General features: G+C 43.0%; 16 protein-coding genes. 7 read left to right on the top strand and 9 right to left on the bottom strand.

The features are described from left to right. Positions 1–3: 3 nt before the first annotated feature. The gene (locus MED222_RS10950; RefSeq protein WP_017096721.1) at positions 4–924 is read right to left on the bottom strand and encodes an HDOD domain-containing protein; all 921 of its coding nucleotides are present in this window, start codon (positions 922–924) and stop codon (positions 4–6) included. Positions 925–1,279: 355 nt separating this feature from the next. Here MED222_RS10950 and MED222_RS10960 point away from each other — a divergent pair, with 355 nt between their 5' ends. Further along, a complete protein-coding gene (locus MED222_RS10960; protein ID WP_009847061.1) occupies positions 1,280–1,861 on the top strand; it encodes a TfoX/Sxy family DNA transformation protein in 582 nt (193 codons plus the stop codon). A gap of 124 nt (positions 1,862–1,985) precedes the next feature. On the opposite strand, the gene MED222_RS10965 is transcribed toward MED222_RS10960, so the two are convergent. From MED222_RS10965 to MED222_RS10975, 3 genes are all read right to left on the bottom strand, one after another. Next, on the bottom strand, positions 1,986–2,540 hold the full coding sequence (locus tag MED222_RS10965) for a hypothetical protein (RefSeq protein WP_009847060.1): 555 nt from the start codon (positions 2,538–2,540) through the stop codon (positions 1,986–1,988). Positions 2,541–2,899: 359 nt separating this feature from the next. Continuing rightward, complete coding sequence (locus tag MED222_RS10970; protein WP_009847059.1) at positions 2,900–3,397, bottom strand: response regulator; 498 nt, start codon at positions 3,395–3,397, stop codon at positions 2,900–2,902. After that, complete coding sequence (locus MED222_RS10975; RefSeq protein WP_009847058.1) at positions 3,390–5,333, bottom strand: ATP-binding protein; 1,944 nt, start codon at positions 5,331–5,333, stop codon at positions 3,390–3,392. The genes MED222_RS10970 and MED222_RS10975 overlap by 8 nt, the downstream gene beginning before the upstream one ends. Positions 5,334–5,516: 183 nt before the next feature. Between MED222_RS10975 and MED222_RS10980 the strand changes: the two genes are divergently transcribed. The 3 genes from MED222_RS10980 (at position 5,517) to MED222_RS10990 (ending at position 8,796) form a co-directional block, all read left to right on the top strand. Further along, positions 5,517–6,779: a DUF945 family protein gene (locus tag MED222_RS10980; RefSeq protein ID WP_009847057.1), complete on the top strand. Its 1,263-nt coding sequence runs from the start codon at positions 5,517–5,519 to the stop codon at positions 6,777–6,779. A gap of 163 nt (positions 6,780–6,942) precedes the next feature. Then, positions 6,943–8,037 (top strand): 3-phosphoserine/phosphohydroxythreonine transaminase, encoded by a 1,095-nt coding sequence (gene serC / locus MED222_RS10985; protein ID WP_009847056.1) that lies wholly within the window; start codon positions 6,943–6,945, stop codon positions 8,035–8,037. 66 nt (positions 8,038–8,103) lie between these two features. Beyond that, positions 8,104–8,796 (top strand): MOSC domain-containing protein, encoded by a 693-nt coding sequence (locus MED222_RS10990; protein WP_009847055.1) that lies wholly within the window; start codon positions 8,104–8,106, stop codon positions 8,794–8,796. Between the two features lie 128 nt (positions 8,797–8,924). On the opposite strand, the gene MED222_RS10995 is transcribed toward MED222_RS10990, so the two are convergent. Next, on the bottom strand, positions 8,925–9,641 hold the full coding sequence (locus MED222_RS10995) for a 3'-5' exonuclease (RefSeq protein WP_009847054.1): 717 nt from the start codon (positions 9,639–9,641) through the stop codon (positions 8,925–8,927). A 5-nt stretch (positions 9,642–9,646) separates the two neighbouring features. Continuing rightward, entirely contained in the window at positions 9,647–11,536 is a 1,890-nt protein-coding gene (locus MED222_RS11000; RefSeq protein WP_009847053.1) for a DUF294 nucleotidyltransferase-like domain-containing protein, read from the bottom strand. A gap of 150 nt (positions 11,537–11,686) precedes the next feature. Between MED222_RS11000 and MED222_RS11005 the strand changes: the two genes are divergently transcribed. Then, positions 11,687–12,328 (top strand): outer membrane beta-barrel protein, encoded by a 642-nt coding sequence (locus tag MED222_RS11005; RefSeq protein WP_009847052.1) that lies wholly within the window; start codon positions 11,687–11,689, stop codon positions 12,326–12,328. 122 nt (positions 12,329–12,450) lie between these two features. Here MED222_RS11005 and MED222_RS11010 read toward each other — a convergent pair whose 3' ends face one another. Then, a complete protein-coding gene (locus MED222_RS11010) occupies positions 12,451–13,641 on the bottom strand; it encodes an amino acid aminotransferase (RefSeq protein WP_009847051.1) in 1,191 nt (396 codons plus the stop codon). A gap of 261 nt (positions 13,642–13,902) precedes the next feature. Between MED222_RS11010 and MED222_RS11015 the strand changes: the two genes are divergently transcribed. Next, complete coding sequence (locus MED222_RS11015) at positions 13,903–17,058, top strand: Ig-like domain-containing protein (RefSeq protein ID WP_009847050.1); 3,156 nt, start codon at positions 13,903–13,905, stop codon at positions 17,056–17,058. Between the two features lie 222 nt (positions 17,059–17,280). Here the strand turns inward: MED222_RS11015 and MED222_RS11020 are convergent, their stop codons facing one another. Then, positions 17,281–18,807, bottom strand: coding sequence for an HD-GYP domain-containing protein (locus MED222_RS11020; RefSeq protein WP_009847049.1), 1,527 nt, complete (start codon positions 18,805–18,807; stop codon positions 17,281–17,283). Positions 18,808–19,105: 298 nt separating this feature from the next. Continuing rightward, the gene (locus tag MED222_RS11025) at positions 19,106–19,405 is read right to left on the bottom strand and encodes a hypothetical protein (RefSeq protein WP_009847048.1); all 300 of its coding nucleotides are present in this window, start codon (positions 19,403–19,405) and stop codon (positions 19,106–19,108) included. 220 nt (positions 19,406–19,625) lie between these two features. Between MED222_RS11025 and MED222_RS11030 the strand changes: the two genes are divergently transcribed. Then, positions 19,626–21,029, top strand: coding sequence for an aminotransferase-like domain-containing protein (locus tag MED222_RS11030; protein WP_009847047.1), 1,404 nt, complete (start codon positions 19,626–19,628; stop codon positions 21,027–21,029). Positions 21,030–21,117: the final 88 nt, after the last annotated feature.

Below are 21,117 nucleotides of genomic sequence, written 5' to 3'. Positions count from 1 at the left end.
AACTTAGAAGCCGCTAGTATTGATCACGTCACTTAGCTTTGCATTAAAATCCTGTTTGCTCAAGTTGCTTAATTTATAAAGTACTTCCGCTCCTGTCACGTTTAGTTCTACTTCGTGCTCATCAATGTTCTCATCCTTGTTTCTAAACATCAGTAGGTGGTTAGCTATCCGCGCAATATCAAGGTAAGACACCTCGCGCTCTTCGTGATTATTAATGGTGTTGCTGCACACATCGATAAAGTCGCTGTCGAAACCCCAGCGTCTAAGGACCAACTTACTGGTTGCTGAACATTGGCCTTGGAATATTTGCAGTGCGATGTCGTGATCTAAATAGTTCCCGTTGTCTAGGTAGAGGTGATATTCACTAACCAAACAGAACAAGCCAATGTCTGCAAGTAACCCAACAAGTAGTGACTTTTCATGCTCTAGATAACGGTATTCGGTAGGGGATAGTTCTTTAAATAGGTTAGTGACTAACACCATAGTTGCGGCGAGTTCTTTTGATACAGAAGCGCTCTGAACCAATAGCTCGTTGCACTCTTTACTCAAATTGACGGAATGTTTAAGTTGTTCAATAGCCTGAGCCGTGACAATGTCACGCACTCTCAATATACCAAGACGCGATACGGCCGTCATAACATCGACACAAGTAATATTGCGTCTGTTGAAGACAACTGAGTTAGCAACTCTGATCACGATTGCTGTCAGCCCTGGGTCTTCAAGTAAGCACTCGGCAACTTCGGCGACGCCTGTTGGTTCAAGAGTACATAGCTTTTGAATTTTAAGTACAACCTCAGGAATCGGAGGAAGAGTTATTTTTCCCGCTGAGATGGAATGTCCAACAAGTTGGGCAAACTCGGATTCTAGGCCCTTAAGGAGAAGAGCTTTATTTTGTGGTAGCCAGAAAAATGATAAATGATTCATATTAAGAGTAAGAACATGTATGTCGTACCATTTTACAAGCCGCGATGCTGCGAGGCAATACTCATCGAACCACATAAGCTTTGATAACTTGAACGGGGGTATCACTAAGAATTAAATTCTTGGCGTGATTTGATAGTTTAATGTGATGTAAATCATTAAAAGCAAGGATATTCAACTGATTGATGTGAGCTGCGCCCTGACTTATTTTTCTTTTCGAAGTATCATTTATTTCAAAGGTGACAAACGAAACCATAATATTCACCTAAACATTAAATAGATTTGAAATTTTTCGCATAAAAAGCTGCTTGTCTGGCGATCAACCTAATCGGGGTAATTTGATTAAGGATCAACGGATATGACCGAGACAGCATTTATTAATTACGTGAATCAATTTGGTGAACATCAAAAGCGCTCTATGTTTGGAGGTATTGGCCTCTTTCAAAATGACGCTATGTTCGCTTTGTTGAGTGAAGATTGTGTATTCATTCGAGGTGGGAAGTTATTAGATAAAAAGCTGACGGGGCTTGATTGTGAAAAGTATCGTCACGTAAAAAAGCAGACGACAGCAACCGTGAATTACTACGACATCACGGATCTCTTTACGTCTGAGCATCCTGAATTGGATAGTATTATTCGTACTTCAATCGATAATTCAATTCAGCAGCGTAGCTTCAAAAAATCATCTGCTAGCCGTAGATTAAGGGACTTGCCTAACATGCAACTGACGTTAGAACGCATGGTTAAAAAGGCTGGAGTGGATGATGTTTCAATGTTTATGCAGTTGGGTGCATCTGAAGTGTTTAATAAGGTTCGCGAAGCGTACGGAAACGATGTTGACCTAAAATTACTTTGGAAGTTTGCGGGTGCAATTGATGGTATTCACTGGAAACTATTACAAGAGCCACGCAAGCAGCAATTATTAAAGAGCTGCCACTAAAGATATCGCCTGTATATGCATAAGATTACTGTTTATATATAAAAACCGAGGGATTTCCTCGGTTTTTTGTTTCTATCTAGCCCGTTTAAAGGCTAAGCCCATATGAAGAGCTTTCTCGTTTTACTTAAAGCTTGAAACGAGTCGTGAACATTAACTGATCACCGTAGAAATCATTGATACGAACTTCTGCACCTAGAGAGAATAGTTCTGTAGAGTGGAAACGCACGTAAGCAGAACCGATCCAATCATCTTTATCATCGATAGAAACGTAACCGCCTTTGCCGCCAACTTCTAGTTGTGGGCCAAGCCATTGACGAACACCAACGTTGAATTCCATACCAACATCAGGAGAGCTTTTCGCTGCTGGTTGAACTATACGAGCTAGCATTTCACCCGTTAGATCTGCCCAGTTGTTAATTGGAGCGTGGAAACCAAGACCTACAGCAGAGTCGTAATCGCCTTCAAATTCTGAATCGATACGCGCTACTGCGTGAGCATTCGGGTGGATTGACTTACTGAACGCACCACCAAATGTAATTGGGCTCGCACCGATACGAGCGTCAAAGTAATCGTAGCTAAAGTTGCTCATTACTTGTGCTTGTTCATTTGGTTGTCCATCGACAGCTAGTGCTTGGCTAGAAGCCAATAGCATAGCGGTAGTAAGTAGAATTTTGCGCATAACGACCGTAAACCTTTATTAGTGTTGATCCCTTTGGTTTGATAAAAAATAGCCAAACCATAAACATTGAGACAGTTTAATCTAACTCGCGGAAAAGTAACCCATAAAAATGCTATTCATTTGTCATTTAGCTAAAAAACAAGCAAGTAAAGTACTGCTCTGTTACAGAGATCTCATGTTTTAGGGTTATTTAACAAAATCTAGTATCCATTCACTTGTTATCGATAACTATTAGATACACTTAATTTACTCGCTGTTATACAAAATACACTTAGTGTCAAAGATGCATCGCGACTAACTAATCGCTATTCATCATCTAATCACTATTCAGCAAACAACCTCTATTTACCAACCTATCGCTATTCACTGAAACTAGTTCGCTTGTCTGACATTGATGTCAGTATTCGCTCAGTATCTAAAATGGAAGTCCAGTTTAACAACTGCTTGTCGTTTGCAATGACATAGTCTGTCAGTTGTTGAGTAATCGTGTCTCTAAGTTGATCGCCTTGCCAAGGTTTTGAAATATAAAAATCAAGCGCCGCGTTGTTAATTGCTGTGACGGTATCTTCTAGCCCAGCTTGCCCGGTGAGCAGCAGCTTGCGTGTTGGCTTTGTAGAGTCGTGCTGGTTAAGTTCGATAAGAAAATCGATCCCCGTTTTGTCCGGCATGATGTGGTCACACAAGATTAAGGCGAGTTTAATACCTTCCTGTCCCATTTCTTGAATGACTTGCTTAGCTTCATCGACCGATTCGGCACCTTCAACAATAAAGTTGTCTTCAAATGGTGCTAAATCTTGAAGGACACTGTTGAGAACCTCTGGCTCATCATCGACACATAAAATTAGGTACTTATTCATGAGGTGCTCCTTCTTGTTTGAATGGAAGCCACACTTGCATGTGTGTATGGCGGCCTACCTCAGACTCCACCAAAATAAAACCTTGATGAGCCGAAACGATTTGTTGAGAAATGGATAACCCAATCCCTAAACCGAAGTTGCCTTCTTTTTTGGTCGTGAAGTTTGGGTTGAAAATAGTGTTGATGTCTTCTTTGGCGATACCGTGTCCAGTGTCCGATATTTGCACTACAAGAAACGTGTCGTCACCTTTAGTGTCTTGAGATGTGGTGATAGAGACTTTGCCTCGCTCTGAAAGAGCATCAAGTGCATTAGAGAGAAGGTTGGTCCACACTTGTTGCAGCGAGAGCGACTGGCACAATAGAGGCGGCAAGTCGGTGTCGTAATGCTTCTCTAGTTGGTGGTGTTTGAGCCTGTTTTCAAAGATCACTAAGGTATCTTCAAGTCCTTCGTGAACATCCGCGTAGTGGCGAACCTCTTCATCTTCTCGGGCATAGCTTTTTAGGCTTTTGACCATATCGGCAATACGTTTGCTGCAAACTTGAATTGAGCGGATAGAGTTTCCAACATAGTGATAATGCTCTAAGTCATTAAGTAGCTCTTTGCCTGCGACAGGGGAGTCTTTTAAGGTATCTAGAACCGCAGAGTCTTGGCTCAGGTTCAGTCTTACGGCTTTTTTGGCTAGCGCACGATCATCGATAGTAGAGGTGAGGTGCTTTACGAGTTGTCTTTCTTGAGCCGTTGATAGTGGCTTCGCCATTTTTGAATGTGCTAATACATCCGTCCCTTTATTTGATTCTGGGAGTGCCGAGTTCTCGAGTATTTGATCGAGATGTTCAGACAAGGTTTCAATACTTCTCAGTATGGCTGCAATCGGGTTATTTAACTCATGTGCGACACCTGCCACGAGTTGGCCGAGCATCGCCATCTTCTCTTTCTCGATCAATTGTTGATGTGCAGATTCCAACGATTCTAGCGTTTGCTGAAGCTGGATCTTATTGTTGATGCTTCTTTGTAAGCGTCGGTTAAAGTGACGGAGCAGTAGATTGGTAAATAGCGGTAGCAGAGTGTTGTTTGAATGCATCACCTGAGCAAAGCTATCTTTATCCAGTTTGATGACTTGGGTCTGAGTCAGAGTAATCGCAGTAGAAAACGAAGGCTCACCCGTCACGAATGACATCCCTCCGACAATATTGCCCTTAGAGTGACGCACAACTTCGCGTTGCTGCCCCAGTTCATCTTTTTTATAGAGCGCCGCTTCACCTTCAATAATTAACCAAAGAAAGCGATTATCTTCGCCCTCAACCGTCAGCAGATGCTCTGGTGAATAATCACGAATGGCCTTGGTTTTATCATCTTTTGAAAAGACATCCTGCAGAGCACTGACGACACGCTCAGCAAGGGCATTGTCAGAAAGCTGGTGGTAATCGTGAATGAAACCCGATTGGAAAGAGTGAATCTTTTGTTCAATGTGCGCTCTGAGTAAGCGCTGTTGATCCAATGCATCGCTGTAAGAGAGCAGGTTTTCTGAGTCGTATTGGATGACAAAAGACGTTAGCTCTTTTTGCGCTGATTTGAATAGAACCTGATCTTGAACCGGTTTGGTTAAACAGTGATTGAGTCGACCTTCATTCACAGCGGTTAGAATGGATTGAATGTCTGACGAAGCGCTGACTAATATCGTTCTTGCGGTATTACTATGGGGCAGCTGTTCCAGTTCAATCAGAAATTGCACGCCATTAAATTCCGAATGATGATGAGTGATCACTAAAGCAACGGTTTGATTGTGATCATGGATATCTTCTAATGCGTGATGTGCGTCTTCTATGTTCTCGGCAGTATAAATATCGAATACAGAGGCCAACGGAGCCAGCTCCGAACGTATTCTTTCAATGCTAACCGGATTATTATCTAAACAGATAACAGCGTATTGATTCACAGCTCAACCTTATTAGTAGCGACGCTTCTAGCCTAGCAAGAACCGCTGAATAAGGATGAGAGCTAGCCGTTAATTTATTGAGGCAATCGAAGTATTGAGCAATAGACTGATTTAACTCAATGTTTCTTGTTTGCTACTGATGGGTTAGACTGAAAAAAACAGACACGTGTAGAAAGAGAACTCATGGAACAGTTAAGAAAAATTGGTGCAATTGGCGGCGCAATCTCATTGGCACTTTGTTGGCCACTAGCGGTTGGCCAAATTGGACAAAATGCCATTACCGATGGTGTTGCAAAGCTTAACAATTCAAGCATTCAAGCGGAGATCGTGGAGTACGATAGAGGTTACCTGTCTTCTAACGTAACTACTCGCCTAACTGTGACCGATGAAAACCTGAAAGAACAACTCGCGATTGATGGGCTGCCGAGTGAGTTTGTCATCAATAGTGCGGTTAGCCACGGTTTGGTGAGCCTGAATGCACTGTCGACGTTTGATAATACTGATATTCTGCCTCTAACTCTGACAACTAGCACTGAGCTAAACGGCAACACGGACTTTAACTTCGAGTTAAGCCAGTTCAATCATCAAGGTTCTGATGAGAATGGTACTTCGGTATCAATCACGAAATCGAATCTGTCTGGCCATGCCACTGTTTTAGGGCAAGTTGATTACGAGCTTTCAATCCCTTCAGTTCAAATTGATTTTGAAACCGGTGAAGAGGTAACACTGTCAAACCTAAAAGGTGTAGGTTCAGGTCAACAAGCGAAAGGCTACTGGTTAGGTTCTCAGAATTTTACTATCGATAGCTTCTTGGTTACAGACTCTGCAATGCAGCCTTTCATGACCATTGAAAATTCTAAGTACGATTTTGAATCACATCTAGATGAAGCGACTAAGCGTCTGCGCAGCAACCTTAAGCTGGATATCGCAAACATCGAGACCAGTGAAGGTCAGTTGAACAACCTAAACGTCGATTTCGAAATGTCTAAATTGGATAGCGAATCGTTTGAGAAAATCTTTGAGGTTTACCAATCTAATCCAGTAATGACGCAAGAAGACGTTGCCGAGATCATTCCATTTATCGATATCCTGTTTGCTAAAGGCTTCGACCTTTCAATGAACAATATGTCGTTAGATCTAGGTAAGGGTCAATTCGAATCTAAGTGGTTAGTGAGCGTACCGGAAGGAACCGAAAACATCAGCAGTAATCCTTCGATGATTGTACCTGCATTAAAGGGTAACGTTCACTCTAGCTTCTCAAATGAGCTTGTTGAAGAGTACCCATTCATCCGTGAAGGTATTGATGAATTGCTTGTGATGGAAATGATCAAGGAAACAGAAAGTGGTTATGAAATCAGCGCTGACTTAGAAAATGGAAACCTAGTGTTCGAAAATGGACAAGAAATTCCATTAATCGCTCTACTTATGCCGGTTTTTGTTCAATAAACAGAACAGGCTTGAATACTGATAGGGTGATTTAGCAGGTTCAGCTTAAACATTTTATACGGTACAAAACAAAAGAGGTCTTAAGACCTCTTTTGTTGTTTTTATGTTGGGTAAAACATGGTATTACTTGCATAGTTATTATTTAGCAGGAGCAATCATCCCCATGGAACTTACATTAGATAACGTATTCAACTTCAGTGCTGGCCCAGCTGCACTGCCTAAACCGGTAATGAAACAAGCGCAGGCGGACTTTATTGATTGGAATGGTTTAGGGACTTCCGTGATGGAAATCAGCCATCGCAGCAAGGAATTTATTCAAGTTGCTGACGAGTCCGAACAGGACCTACGTGATCTTCTGAACATCCCAGACAACTACAAAGTTCTTTTCTGTCAGGGGGGCGCTCGTGCTCAATTCGCTGCTGTTCCTCTAAACCTTTTAGGTGACGCGACGAAAGCGACTTACATTGATGCGGGTTACTGGGCAGAAAGTGCAGTGACTGAAGCGAGCAAATATTGCGAAATCGATGTATTCAACGCCAAGACGTCAATTGATGGCAAAGCAGCGGTTGTTCCAGCTAAAGATTGGAAAATCGACCCGGAAGCGGCGTATGTACATTTCTGTCCAAATGAGACCATCGATGGTATTGAAATCAGTGAGCTTCCTCAAACGGATAAGCCAATCGTAGCGGATATGTCATCTAACATTCTGTCTCGTAAGATCGATGTGTCTCAGTACGGTGTTATCTACGCTGGCGCTCAAAAGAATATAGGCCCTGCTGGTATTTGCATTGCTATCGTGCGTGATGATCTGCTAGAGCTAGCAAACGACGTATTGCCGAGCATTCTTAACTACAAAGTACTTGCTGAAAAAGACTCAATGTTCAACACACCGCCAACGTATGCTTGGTACCTATCAGGCCTCGTATTCAAGTGGTTGAAAGCTCAAGGTGGTGTTGAAGCGATGGAATTAGTGAACAAAGAGAAAGCTGCGCTGCTTTATAATGCGATTGATAGCTCAGCTTTCTACAGAAACGATGTTCATACAGTAAACCGTTCAAGAATGAACGTGCCATTCCAATTAGCGAAACCAGAGCTAGATGCTAAGTTTTTAGAGTTGGCTGATGCTGCTGGTCTGAAATCACTAAAAGGCCACAGAGCGGTAGGTGGGATGCGAGCATCACTTTACAACGCGATGTCTCTGGAAGGCGTGCAAGTATTAGTCAGCTTCATGAAAGACTTTGAAGAGAAATACGCTTAATTAAGGCGTATTTCACAATAAGAGGAGCGAAAGCTCCTCTTTTTTTACTTGCTGAAAAGGAAGGGTATGAAGAAGTTAGGTACAGTAAACAGTGTTTTGGGCGGTAAGGTTGTTGCTTTTGCTCACGGTACACAGAGTGCTATCAATAAGCAGGTTTTATCTGAGCGCCAATACACCACTGAGCTTGGATTTATTAACGATGAGCAAGGCGACCCTCGCTTTCATGGTGGTATTCAGAAAGCCCTTCATATCTACCCAAGCGAGCACTACTTAATTTGGCAGGAGGAGTTGGGCGACAAAGCAATCTTCCAATCTGAAGGTGCATTTGGTGAGAACATAAGTTCAAGTGGGGTGACTGAAGCTTCCATTTGTTTAAAAGATAAGATTCGAATTGGTTCAACCTTGCTGGAAGTTTCACAAGGTCGTATGCCTTGTTGGAAGCTCAATGTACGATTCGAGCAAAATGATATGGCGAAAAGGCTACAAGACACCCTTCGAACTGGCTGGTACTTCCGTGTTTTGGAAGAGGGTGATATCGGCTCCGGCGACGAGATTATCCTGTGTGAAAGACCTTACCCAGAATGGCCGTTAAGCCGGGTTATGGGTGCGGTGTTCACGGGTTGTTTGGATAAACAAGAGCTTAGAGAATTGGCGGAGCTGCCTCTAGTGGAATCTTGGGGCACGCTCGTAGAACGTCGACTTCAAACTGGCGAAGTTGAAGATTGGGAAATGAGATTGGTTGGCCCGACAGCCGAGTAGACTTTCTATTCATGCTTAAAAGACAATCATGCGCAAAACAAAACGCTCACTATCTAGAAGATGTGAGCGTTTTTAGTTCTGAGGTGAGCACTTATTAGTCAGTAACTAACAGCGACTAGTTTATCTAGCTATAACCAGAAATCTTTAACAGGCATATCAGGGCTAAAATGGTGCGCAATCTGTGCTTGTAGAAGCTCCGCTGTCGCAATCGCATCAGTTAACGCATGATGCGGAGTATAGTCAGGCAAGTGGTATCTACGACGGCTCTGACCAAGCCTTACTGACGCAGGCTTCTTACCTTTTAGCTTATTCCATAGACCGCCGGCCAGTTTGTTTTGGATTTGAGATTCAATCTCGAGCGTGTCGAGGACTGGAAACTCAATTCCTTCACCTAATCTGACCTTCAACGCGTTATCCAAGAAATCACGCTCGATGCGGCGATAATGAACCACTGGGATATGGCCGCCCATTGATTCTAAGATCTCATCTAATACTTCACTTAAGTCTGGCGCATCAATGATGTCGTTGTGAGTGATGCCATGGATAACAACCGAGTCTTCTTCCAATTTCTGCTTTGGTCTCAGGGTCCAGTGCTTGGCTTGTCTTAGGTAGATTCGATTTAGCGTAAACGGAACTAGACCAATGGTAATGATGCCATCTTTGTTTGGGTTTAAACCCGTTGTCTCAAAGTCGACAGCTAAGAAAGTCACTTCTGATAATGGCGTATCAGGTGCAGGAAGAGGCTGGCTATAAAATTGCTTCAAGCGTTCATCTCTCGCTCGTTCGAGCTTCTGAGCAAACTTAAATGTCCAATCAACCGCGGGGGATCTGAATAGTTTGTTCATAGCGCCTACTTAAACTTATTGCTGGCTTGATAACGGAACTTAAGAAAGTTCTGTGCATTGCTTAATATTTGGAATGCATCCTTTAGATTACGTCGCTCGAAGTCAGAAAGGTTCTCTGGTTCGATGTTGTTATCCGGTTCGATGTTGTTGTCGACATCGTGTGCTTGGTGGCGAATACGAACTAAAGAGATAAATTCCATCGCATCTTTCAAGTCTTGAGCTCGACCTTTTGGCAAAATACCTGCGTCGATAATGTCATCTAAACGTTCGAATGAGTTCTTAGAGCGAGATGCGACTGCTAAAGAGTGAACACGGATTAGATCGGCAAGTGGTGCGGTACCACGACGTTTAAGATTGATCGAGTTGTTATGACGACCATCTTTCTCCATTACGAAATCTTTAAAGAAACCCAGAGGCGGTGTTCGGTTGAGTGCGTTACGAGCAAGACACGCCAAGAAACGGTTGTTCTTACGCGCACGTCTTACAATAAAACTATTTAACTGTTCTGCCCATTTTAAGCGGCCATAAACACCATCTAAATCAAAGAAGATAGAGGCGTTCAGTAGTGCTTTCGGGTTTGGATCATCAATCCAATCAGCGAAGCATTCTTCCCATTGTCGACGTGTCATACGCCAAGTTGGGTTAGTGGCCATGATGTCACCGGTACAGTACACATAGCCACATTGGTCTAAGCCATCACAAATGAAGGTCGACAGCTCTTCAAAGTACTTACCGTGCTTTTTCTCATCGTAGGTATCATCAAGAATAATGGCGTTATCTTGGTCAGTAACGAGCAGCTGCTCATCACGCCCCATCGAGCCGAGCGCGAGGAAACAATAAGGGATCGGCGCTTTACCGAGTTTATCTTCGGCTAGTTCAATAATTCGTTGTTTAAAGCTACGGCCAATTACCGACATTGCGGTACCCACCATGTGGGCGTTGGCGTCTTCGTTAACCAAGCGCACAAAGCTGTCTTTTACTTGCTCAGAAAGGACTTTAAGATCTTCGATGCTTTGCTGTTGGAAGATGCTGCTTACCAATAACAGCGAGTTTTGAGATTCGTAACGTACAATATCGGTCGCTTCAATAATACCAATAGGCTTCTTATCTTTTAGTACTGGTAGGTGATGCACGTTGTAGCGAAGCATGGTCATCATGGCTTCGTAGACATAGGCATTATGATCGAGCGAGATAACCTCTGCTGTCATTACACTTGATACTTCATCCGATGGATCGAGTCCTTCTGCTAAAACTCGGGTACACAGATCACGGTCGGTAATGATGCCAATAACGGGCGTCGAATCGTCTTCATCATCTTCAACAATATCCGGGTCGATGATCAGCAAAGATGAAACATTATCTTGTGCCATCATGGTAGCAGCTTGTTGGATGGTTCGTGTTTTTTCGATCATTGGCGCTTCGCTAGTCAGCAGCGTCTTTACCTTTGACGTGGTTAGATCGTTAGCGTCGTTGCTGTCTGAGTTAGCCTGACGCAGTCGCGCATTATCTTCTACTTCGACAAAGTCAGCGAATGAATCATAGTTGTCGTAGAGTTCTTGGAAAATAGGTTCAGGGATACAGTAGAGTAGGGTGTCTTCTGTTGCTTTTACCGGGAAGCGAACTTTATTGTTGGTGAGTAGCCCCATTTGGCCAAATAAGTGTCCCTCATCCAGCCGGTTATAGAGCTCACCTTTACGACGATAGACTTCTACTTCGCCGCTTCGAACAATGTAAAGGTCGTTAATCTGATCACCAAAGTGAATGATAGGGGTATCTTGGCGGTAATAAGAAATTTCGACGCTACTGGTCACTTTCGCCAACATCTCCTCTGGGAGTTCTGTGAAAGGGGGGTATTGTGCCAGAAAGTTTTGAATCTCTAATAACTCAGCATCCATAATGATCATCCATTGGTTTGTATGATTTCATGGTACAACATTTGATAATATTTTGCCGTCACAAATCAATCTGTGAGCTAAAACCTTTTTAAAGTCTTAGGGATAGACTAATCTTTCAAATAATAGGGTGATAGTTAAAGGATGATAGGAATGCCGAAGTGGAAACTTAGTTTAGTGTCTGCAATTTTTATGTTTTCTTCAAGTTCGTGGGCCGAAACTCACCGTGTGGATATTCTGGATTATGACCATATATACGCCACCGCTCATTCGGGAAGTTTGAATGAAGATGCAGGCAGCAATAACAATGCATCATCCTATGGATTAGGTATTAGCTATGCGATAACGGATGATTGGCTATTGTTGGGTGACTACAGTGCTCGTTTCATTCACCCAGATGAATCAACAACTCGAATGGATACCCTTATGCCGGGCATTGGGTACCGTTACAGTATTAAGCGAGATCTAGATATAGTGGCTTACTACCTGCTTGGTATTACTAAGGGGGAAGTCGAAGATAATGGAACTAACATTACTCGCTCGTCAGACACGGAGTTTATCCAAGGGATAAAAGCCGAACTCAACTATGGCTTTGCGAAACGTTGGATTGCTAACGGTAGTGTGCAAGTGAACCGAAGTGACTTGTTTGATGAAGAAATTTACCACGTGGGTTTACGTTATCTCGTGACCAACAAGTTTGCGATTGGTGGCTCTTATCAACACAGAAATGGCGAAGGTAAGATTCGTAGTGAACGCACTAACGAGCTAGGTGTAGAGTTCTTCCTAGAGTATTAGTTAGCGATATATAGACTAAGCGTCTTAAAAACTGACATATAAAGGAGACAGACACAAAAAAGCCAGCTTAATAGCTGGCTTTTGCATATCTATTGGTCTGCAAGTGCAGGTTTCTTTTTCGATTAAAGAACCGCAGCGATACCTTTACATAGAGGACCCATATTTGACTTCGTCATGCCCGCTACGCTGATACGGCCAGAACCGACAATGTAGATAGCGAATTCGTCTTTCAGGCGAGTTACTTGCTCTTTGCTTAAACCAGAGAAAGAGAACATGCCGTTTTGGCGCTCGATGAATGTGAAGTCTGCATCAACACCTTCAGATTTCAGTGTCGTTACGAATAGCTCGCGCATCTCTTGGATACGGTCACGCATTTCTGCTACTTCTGCTTCCCATTCAGCACGTAGATCAGCATCACCAAGGATGTGAGTAACGACAGCACTGCCGTGCGCTGGTGGGTTAGAGTAGATAGAGCGGATGATGCTCTTAACTTGAGAGAACGCTGTTGTTGCTACGTCTGCAGATTCTGCAACCAGAGTGAATGCACCCACACGCTCGTTGTACAAGCCGAAGTTCTTAGAGAACGAGCTAGCAACAAGAATCTCTTTGTTGTATTGAGCAAAAATGCGCAGGCCAGCTGCATCTTCTTCAACACCTTTAGCAAAACCTTGGTAGGCAAAATCGAATAGAGGAAGCAGTTTCTTCTCAGCAACTAGCTTAGCAAGTACTTCCCACTCTTCAGTTGTTGGGTCGATGCCTGTTGGGTTATGACAGCAGCCGTGAAGAAGAACGATGTCGCCTTCAGAAGCTTTCTCTAGGTCAGCAACCATGCCTGCGAAGTCTTTGTCTTTGGTTTCAGCGTTGTAGTAGCTGTATTGAGCTGTTTCGATACCGGCAGCAGCGAAAACGCCGTTGTGGTTAGCCCAAGTTGGGTTACTGATCCAGATTTTCACGTCACCCAGTTGGCGCTTGATGAATTCACCCGCTACGCGAAGTGCACCTGTACCACCTGGAGCTTGTGCTGTTTTAGCGCGTTGAGACGTTACGATCTCTGCATCTGAACCGAAAAGCAGTTTCTGAACCGCTAGACCGTATTCAGCGGTACCTTCAATCGTTAGGTAAGATTTGGTTTTTTCGTTTTCAAGAAGTGCAGCTTCTGCTTTCTTTACTGTTTTAAGTACTGGCGTTTGACCATCTTCATTTTTGTAGATGCCAACACCAAGGTTAATTTTCTCTTCACGAGAGTCTTTTTTAAATTCTTCAGTAAGGCCGAGAATAGGATCGGCGGGAGCTGCTAACACTTTTTCAAACATAATCTTCATCCATGTCAATTGAGAGGGAGGTAATAATAACTCCAGTATTTATACCTTTCATATAAGGTTGATACAACTCAAAACCTAGAATTTATTAAAACGATTTATAACTAACAGTTTCGAAAATTTGATTTAAGGGATTTTTCGGCATTTCCATTTGAAACGACTGTACGTTGGCGTTGTTTTGTTCAACGTAATTCATTGCTATTACTATGGTTTTTATTCATGTTTAGACTGGTCGATATAAAGGAACCACATAGAATGAAGAAAATACTAAGTCTATGTTTTGTGGTACTAGCGGTAGTCATGGCTGGTGGGTGCAAAGATAGCAAAAACGAAGGCCATAAACCTATGGTCTATAAGCCTACGAAAGCATCACCCCCGGATCTTTCAGTAGCCATTACGGTTAATGGTAAAAAGCGTACTTTAGAGCTCCATCGTTACTCGATCCGAGAGCCCGATATGAAAGTATATCTTTGGGATCACCGTATTAATGGGCATGCTCCAGCAAGTACAATTAATACCCCTGATATCCGTGTTTATCGTGGTGTTGATACCAGTGATGAAAATACGCAAGTTATTGCAGCACTGACGACTAAGAATAAACTCTATGTGACGGCTTACCGTGGTAGTCAAACAGTATGGACGATTGAAAAGGCAGACATCATAAGTGGCTTATCTGCGAATAAGTTGACAGCAAAAGCTCAAAACTTAGCGTCGGTTACGCCGCAGTCTACAATTTTAGACAATATGCAAAAGGCAATTAAAACCATAGATGAAAGGCCGAGTGCACCAACGTCTGGCTTAGATAACTTAATTGCTAAAGACAAAACGCAAGTTCAATTGCACAAAGTAAAAGTGGCAGTTCATGTCTCTTACCAAGCGTTTGTTCAAGAAGCGGATAGCAATTTGGACGACGCCATGGTTCTTGTCGATTACTACATTAATTTAGTTGACTATGTGTTGAGCCGAGATGCTTTGTTGCGTTTTTCTGTCAATGATGTGTTGATCGAAACGTGGGGCTATCTGGACGACCATTACCAAACTTGTAAAAAAAGTGCTTCTCATGACGCTTGTAAGGCGTGGGGTTACCAACATGAGAATGAACCTATTCGAGTTGCTGCTATAAAATGGTGGGATGAGCAAAGAAAAACGCGAGGTTGGGATCTCAAACATAGAATGCTGTGGCTGAAAGGCAACTGGATTCTAGGCGTAAACTTCGGAAGTATTGTTCGCTCTCCTGGTGACATCATCGGTGCAGACGGCGTTGTATTACATGAAACCGCACACTACTTAGGCACAGGCCATAGTACCTCGGCTGAAGGTGAAGGTATTCAAGGTGGCGCTGCTCATGTTGATGACATCAACTTTACACGTTATAAAAATAACCGTTTGAGAAGAAATTTGGTTGGGCTTGCCGACTACCCTTTGCCTCCATCGGCTAAAATCGACCATTTCAGCGTAAAACGAGACAGCACGACTGGCTTAGATGTGCTCAAAAATGACTTTGACGCGAATGGCGACACTATTTCTATCCATAAGGTTGATAAATATTCAGCACAGGGTGCAGAACTTAAAATCGCCAATGGAAAAGTAACTTATAAAGCCCCAAAAGGTTTTATTGGTGAAGATGAGTTCCACTACATCATTACTGATGGCAAGAAACTTTTCGACCGAGATGTCGTACATGTCAAAGTCACATCGCCTGACTTATATGCTCGCTTTGATTTTGAGCAGGCTCCTATCGATGACTTATGGGTAGTAAACGCTCAAACAGGCTTGTCTGAGCAGTTAGCCGCCGCTAAAAACTCAAGTAAACAGTCGATTTCAGAGGTTTGGGTCAACCAAGGCTATGCTAATTCGAAGACGCTTAAACTAGGCGCTTATGAATCTGTAAAATCTAATTTACTAGAGAATGATGTTCAGGAATCTTTAAAGTATAAATCCCATTATGGACATGATTTTGACTTTGCTGAAGACGATTTCACACTATCACTGAAAGTGAAACCTAATGTAAAACTAGAACATCCGATAGATTTGGTTAGCAAAGGTATTTGGAGTGATGGTTTCCACCTAAAGTTAACCAAAGAGGGAGCTATTGAGTGGTTTATGATTTCACGCCAACTAGCAACTTATGCTGGTGGAAGTGACTTAAGAAAGGTATCTGTTACAACCAAAGAGGCACTTAACCTAAGTCAGTGGAATACCGTTGCTGTACGTGTTGACCGTAATACCCAAAAAGTTTCTATTTGGCTTAATGGTAAGCAAGCGACACTAGTTGACGCTTACAACAATAAAGCTGAAGTTGACGATATTAAACTTACTGACGGCTATGCCGGTGTTTGGGGTGCGGGTAGCCGTTTAGATGCAGGAACAAGTCAAGGGTTGATTATTGCCAAGCCTTGGATGGACGCAGGTAAAGACGCAACGGCCAACCTTGAATCTGAGCAAATAGCCGGTAATTTCTTAGTTGATAACATTGAGATGCGCTCTTTTGCTTTGTCTGATGGTGAGATGAAAGATCTTGCGAATGACAACCTAAAGTATGCACATACACCACGCCCATATAATGGACAGTCACTTCCATTTAATGGTAATCAGACGTTTACATGGAAATTATCTAAATCTAGTGCTTACAAAGTGTATACCAGTACAGATAATAGCACTTGGTTAGAAGTTCAATCAGGTGCTAGTTCTGCTGTTTCAGGTTCACACACTGTCAATCTAGACCCAGCAAGCGATGTTTTATATTGGCGCGTTGATGTTGATGGTAAAAAGGGGAGCGTATGGTCTGTTCGTAACGCACTAAAAGCGGGCGTGCAGAATGTTTCCTTCAGTTACGCTGAAGAAAATGCCGGCGCTAAGTACCCAGCGTGTAAAGTAAGTAAGAGTGAACCTTGCTTGTTTGGTTGGGGCAATAGCAATAGAACTGACCAATTTAAGAACACTTGGACGCAAAACCCAGCAGGTACCACTAACTGGGAGGGGCATATTTACTTGGGGGGGGATGAGAAAAAGTCAGAGGTTTCTGTTACGGCTCAAAGTGGCAAAGATTGGAAAACAGTCCGCTTTAGAACTGCTGTTATTGGAAAAGGGTGGACTGGTGCTCAGGACCTTCCAAAAGGTACGCTTAAGTTATTAGCAAATGGTACGGAAATCTGGAAGGCTTATAGTATCGGAGACAATATCTCTGATGGAACTTTAAGCAAATCTGGTAATCATTGGTCTAGCCTACCATCTATTGGTACCAACCGAGTGAGTGTACCGAGAAAAACAAAAGTGGGCGGCTACAGTGTTCACCGCGTTGATTTACCAGCCGATACAACAACGCTCAAGTGGGTCTATGAAGTAGAAAAACTTGACAGCAAAGGAAAAAACCCGGGCGTGGCTCTTGGTGGTGTACAGCTACTAAGATAGTGTTTCTTCTAAACTAAAAAAACCAGCATATATATGCTGGTTTTTTTATAGAATCTTATTCAGTCACTCTTCCTGTTTCGTTTAACTTAATACTCGAATGAAGCTGACTCAAAAAATCACTCTGCGGCCTAACCTATATAACTATTGTAGCCTGTATAACACCCCATAACTTACTGTAACCTGTATAGTCGGAGCCTGTATAGTTAGTGGTTTTCGAAAAGACTAATCAGGTTGAGCAACAAAGCTTTCTCGTTCAAGTTCACTTTGCATGTTTTTTCCATCCTTGTAGGTCGCGGCAATTGAAACGAACTCTTGTTCGACGGCCAGAAAAGCTTGGACAACTTGCGGGTCAAAATGGGTCCCATTGCCCTCCAAGATAATCTGTTTCGCTTGCTCATGAGTAAAGGCTGGCTTGTAGACTCGCTTCGATATTAATGCGTCATAAACATCGGCCAATGCCATTAAGCGACCGGATAATGGGATCTCTTCACCAGACAACTGATTTGGATAACCGCTGCCATTCCATTTCTCGTGGTGAGTGAGAGAAATCTCTTTCGCGACTCTTAAGAAAGAACTGCTTCCCAATTGCTTTTCTGCAATAGATAACGCTTCGGCGCCAATAGCAGGGTGACCTTTCATTATCTCAAACTCTTCATCCGTCAGTTTGCCCGGTTTTAGCAGCACACTGTCAGGTACTCCAACCTTACCTACATCATGCAGTGGGGCAGATTTATAAAGCAGCTCGATATAGTTGGGTGTTAATAAGGTCGCGTGAGCTTCAGATTTGCTGAGCTCCAGTGCGAGTACCTTTACGTATTCTTGAGTTCGTAAAATATGGGCGCCAGTTTCATTGTCTCGAGATTCAGCTAGTGCAGATAAGCTAACAATCGCGACGTCACGTGTGGTTTTTACTTCGTCTTGAGCGTTTTCGAGGCTATCAAGCATGGTATTGGTCATAGATGCTATTGACCCAAGCTCGTTGTAGCTAAATATAGGTAAGCGAACGCCTGGCTCACCATTAGTTACTTTACTTAATGCGTGCTCTTGGCTTAGAAGAATACGTCTAATCAGCTGGCTCCATAGAGTCATGATGGTTATCGCGTATCCACCTAGTACAACCGCCAAATAAATGAACTCTTTGATCACGCTGATCTTGCCCGTACCATCTAGCAAACGGCCGGGGTTGTGTTCTAGCCAGAAGATGTCTTTGACGGCCACCATAGTCAGCATGGTGGTCAGTGTTACCAGAAGCACGATGACCAAACCAATCATTTGTTTAACCAGTGAACTTCTTTCACCTATCAGGTGGAAGTCAAATTGCCCAGTCATCTCCATTTCATCTATTTGGCTAAGCTTCGCTTTCAGTTGAAGAATGGTACCGGTAAAGAAACCAAATAGGCTCATGCCGAACAGCACTTTCAAGTTACTGTCTATCGTGAAGTCGTAGCTTAGGTTGTAGTAGAGCGCGAAAGGAATACTCGCGGCAAAGAACAACATAGTATCGAGTTGTGCAAATCGACCTTGTTTGACTAAGGTGTGCTGCGATAGCAAATAATGACGCGCTAGCCACAATAAGATAAAGACACTACTGACTTGGGTGAAAATTTCTAACGTCGTTAAGCTTTCGAGCATCGGGCATACCCGACTGCCGTAGGTGCCAAATAGCACGCCAGCGATGACGTATAATTGAGTCGTTAGCGATTGATTGTAATTTGAAGTATCCATCGATAAGCCTTTGTTCATTTTCATCTTAAGGTCTCGCAACTATTCCTAAGTTTACGAATACGTATTTTGTGTATTAATTCACGAGGTTGGTAGGTATGTATGGCTAGTATAGCGAGTGTGAATAAGGTCGGGGATTCTATCGATAGCTTTTGTTGAATGATACAAAAAATTGGTTTGTGTTAGATAATTGTTAGCTAGATGGGTGTTATTACGGCAGTTTTTATGAAGACACTTGAATAGTCCCGGTTGAAATACGAGACTATTCAGTCGATATATTTGAGTAAAGTCGAGAGTGATTGACGACTACTTACCTCTAATCAAATTACTTTTTCAGATTGATTTCAGATTCAATTGAGTTGGTTTCAATGTCTGGGTGAGATGCTAGTTTGTCTGATGCCCATTGGTTTAGGTGTTTCAGAATAGCAGACACCGCGTGTTTCTCAGTTGGTGCTTGGTCTTGATCGACGTCGATCTCCTGCTTTGGATGTGAGCCTGTTGCATCTTCAGCGATATGGAGCCAGTCTGGGTGCCAGTAATATGGCTGGCCACTCGGTGTTGTCCAACTATGAACACCGTTTGACTCTCCTTTATAACTTAACTGGTCTGCTTCTATTTTTTTCATTTTTATCTCGCATGTTTTTTGGATTACATCAAATTATAGAGGCGTAGAACGAACTTGGCTCTCGCCTTGGTTACAAACTTAGCAAAGCATACAAAGTTATCTGTGAACCAATTCACACTATTATAGAAATTAGGCTCAATCATATGGATAGCAGCAATAGTTGTTAACGTTAGTGATAAAATCTCAGGCTTATTAGAATTTCTCTAGGTAGTACAATTAGATGGCGCGTTATGAAGAGCTTGCAAAGGATATTCGAACTCAGATAGCGAACAACACGTGGCGTTCAGGAGAAAAGATCCCTTCCGTCCGCATGAGTTGTCGCAATTACAGCGTCAGCAATAGTACTGTCTTACAAGCCTACCAATTGTTAGAAAGCGAAGGGTGGATCATCGCTAAGCCTCAGTCGGGCTACTTTGTTGCACCACGTGTGGACGGCGTTGATTATGAACTGCCGTTAGTACACAAAAAGAAAGCCATTAATGATCGCTTATTCGACTTTTTGAAATCGAGTTCGGCAGAGGGGGTTATTCCTTTTGGATCAGCATTCCCAGATCCTGACCTTTTCCCTTTGCCTAGCTTGACTCGAAACCTCGCCAGTGCGGGAAGGAAGATGACAGGTGCTAGTGTGATCAATAATCTGCCACCGGGCAGTGAGTCCCTAAGAAGACAAATCGCTCAACGTTACCTGCAGCAAGGTATTACCGTCAACCATCAAGATATCGTGATTACTTCTGGTGCTATGGAAGCGCTTAACTTGAGCCTTCAAACTGTAACCAAGTCCGGTGACTACGTTGTGATTGAATCTCCTGCTTTCTATGGTGCTCTGCAAGCTGTCGAGAGGTTAGGACTCAACCCTATCGAAGTGGATGTTTGTCCAATCAATGGATTGAATATTGAGCAGTTTGAAAGCGCACTACAAAACCAGGATGTGAAAGCGTGTTGGCTGATGACGACGTTTCAAAACCCGACAGGGACAAGTTTGTCTGAAGATGCGAAGCGCCGAGTGGTTGAGGTTGCTGAACAATACAAGACTTATATTATCGAAGATGATGTTTACGGCGACCTATATTTCGAAGGGCATAAACCTAAACCGCTAAAAGCATTTGATAAAACAGACTTAGTGTTGCTATGCGGCTCTTACTCTAAGAGTTTATGCCCTGGCTATCGTGTTGGTTGGGTGGTGAGTTCGCGTTTTAACGATGCGATTCAAAAACTTCAGCTTCTTTCTACGCTGTCGAGTAGTGCTCCTGTGCAGCTTGGTGTCGCGCACTTCTTGACACACGAAAGCTACGACAATCACCTTCGTAAATTGCGTAAAAATCTTCTAATGAGAAAAAAGCGATTTATAGAGGTCATTAAGCAATATTTCCCACATTCCATCGAGATAGAAGACCCAGCTGGTGGCTACTTTGTATGGATTCGTTTTTCTGCCAAATTCGACAGTCAACAATTCCATCAGTTAGCGATTGCTCAAGGCATTAGCGTCGCCTCTGGAGACCTCTTTAGCGAGTTGGGCAGAGTAGACAACGCGATTAGATTGAACTTCTCTTATGAACTCACAGCAGAGAAAGAGCAAGCGCTGATCTTACTTGGTAAGCTTGCGCGTCAACTTACGCACTCGTAAAACCGTAAGTCACTCATAAAAAAGACAATGATTCCAACTGTACGGACTGATTCCGATGCAACTGTACGCCTTCTTGACCAGCGAGTTG

This window comes from Vibrio sp. MED222, assembly GCF_000153005.1.
In the GTDB taxonomy this organism is placed as follows: Bacteria; Pseudomonadota; Gammaproteobacteria; order Enterobacterales; family Vibrionaceae; genus Vibrio; species Vibrio tasmaniensis_A.
Note: the sequence above shows the minus strand (reverse complement) of the source record. Positions and strands in the feature narration are given on the sequence as shown.

Bases quoted from the DNA above. Each gene is read 5' to 3' on its own strand.
- MED222_RS10950 (WP_017096721.1), bottom strand. From the start codon at position 924: ATGAATCATTTATCATTTTTCTGGCTACCACAAAATAAAGCTCTTCTC.
- MED222_RS10960 (WP_009847061.1), top strand. From the start codon at position 1,280: ATGACCGAGACAGCATTTATTAATTACGTGAATCAATTTGGTGAACAT.
- MED222_RS10965 (WP_009847060.1), bottom strand. From the start codon at position 2,540: ATGCGCAAAATTCTACTTACTACCGCTATGCTATTGGCTTCTAGCCAA.
- MED222_RS10970 (WP_009847059.1), bottom strand. From the start codon at position 3,397: ATGAATAAGTACCTAATTTTATGTGTCGATGATGAGCCAGAGGTTCTC.
- MED222_RS10980 (WP_009847057.1), top strand. From the start codon at position 5,517: ATGGAACAGTTAAGAAAAATTGGTGCAATTGGCGGCGCAATCTCATTG.
- serC (WP_009847056.1), top strand. From the start codon at position 6,943: ATGGAACTTACATTAGATAACGTATTCAACTTCAGTGCTGGCCCAGCT.
- MED222_RS10990 (WP_009847055.1), top strand. From the start codon at position 8,104: ATGAAGAAGTTAGGTACAGTAAACAGTGTTTTGGGCGGTAAGGTTGTT.
- MED222_RS10995 (WP_009847054.1), bottom strand. From the start codon at position 9,641: ATGAACAAACTATTCAGATCCCCCGCGGTTGATTGGACATTTAAGTTT.
- MED222_RS11000 (WP_009847053.1), bottom strand. From the start codon at position 11,536: ATGGATGCTGAGTTATTAGAGATTCAAAACTTTCTGGCACAATACCCC.
- MED222_RS11005 (WP_009847052.1), top strand. From the start codon at position 11,687: ATGCCGAAGTGGAAACTTAGTTTAGTGTCTGCAATTTTTATGTTTTCT.
- MED222_RS11010 (WP_009847051.1), bottom strand. From the start codon at position 13,641: ATGTTTGAAAAAGTGTTAGCAGCTCCCGCCGATCCTATTCTCGGCCTT.
- MED222_RS11015 (WP_009847050.1), top strand. From the start codon at position 13,903: ATGAAGAAAATACTAAGTCTATGTTTTGTGGTACTAGCGGTAGTCATG.
- MED222_RS11020 (WP_009847049.1), bottom strand. From the start codon at position 18,807: ATGAAAATGAACAAAGGCTTATCGATGGATACTTCAAATTACAATCAA.
- MED222_RS11025 (WP_009847048.1), bottom strand. From the start codon at position 19,405: ATGAAAAAAATAGAAGCAGACCAGTTAAGTTATAAAGGAGAGTCAAAC.
- MED222_RS11030 (WP_009847047.1), top strand. From the start codon at position 19,626: ATGGCGCGTTATGAAGAGCTTGCAAAGGATATTCGAACTCAGATAGCG.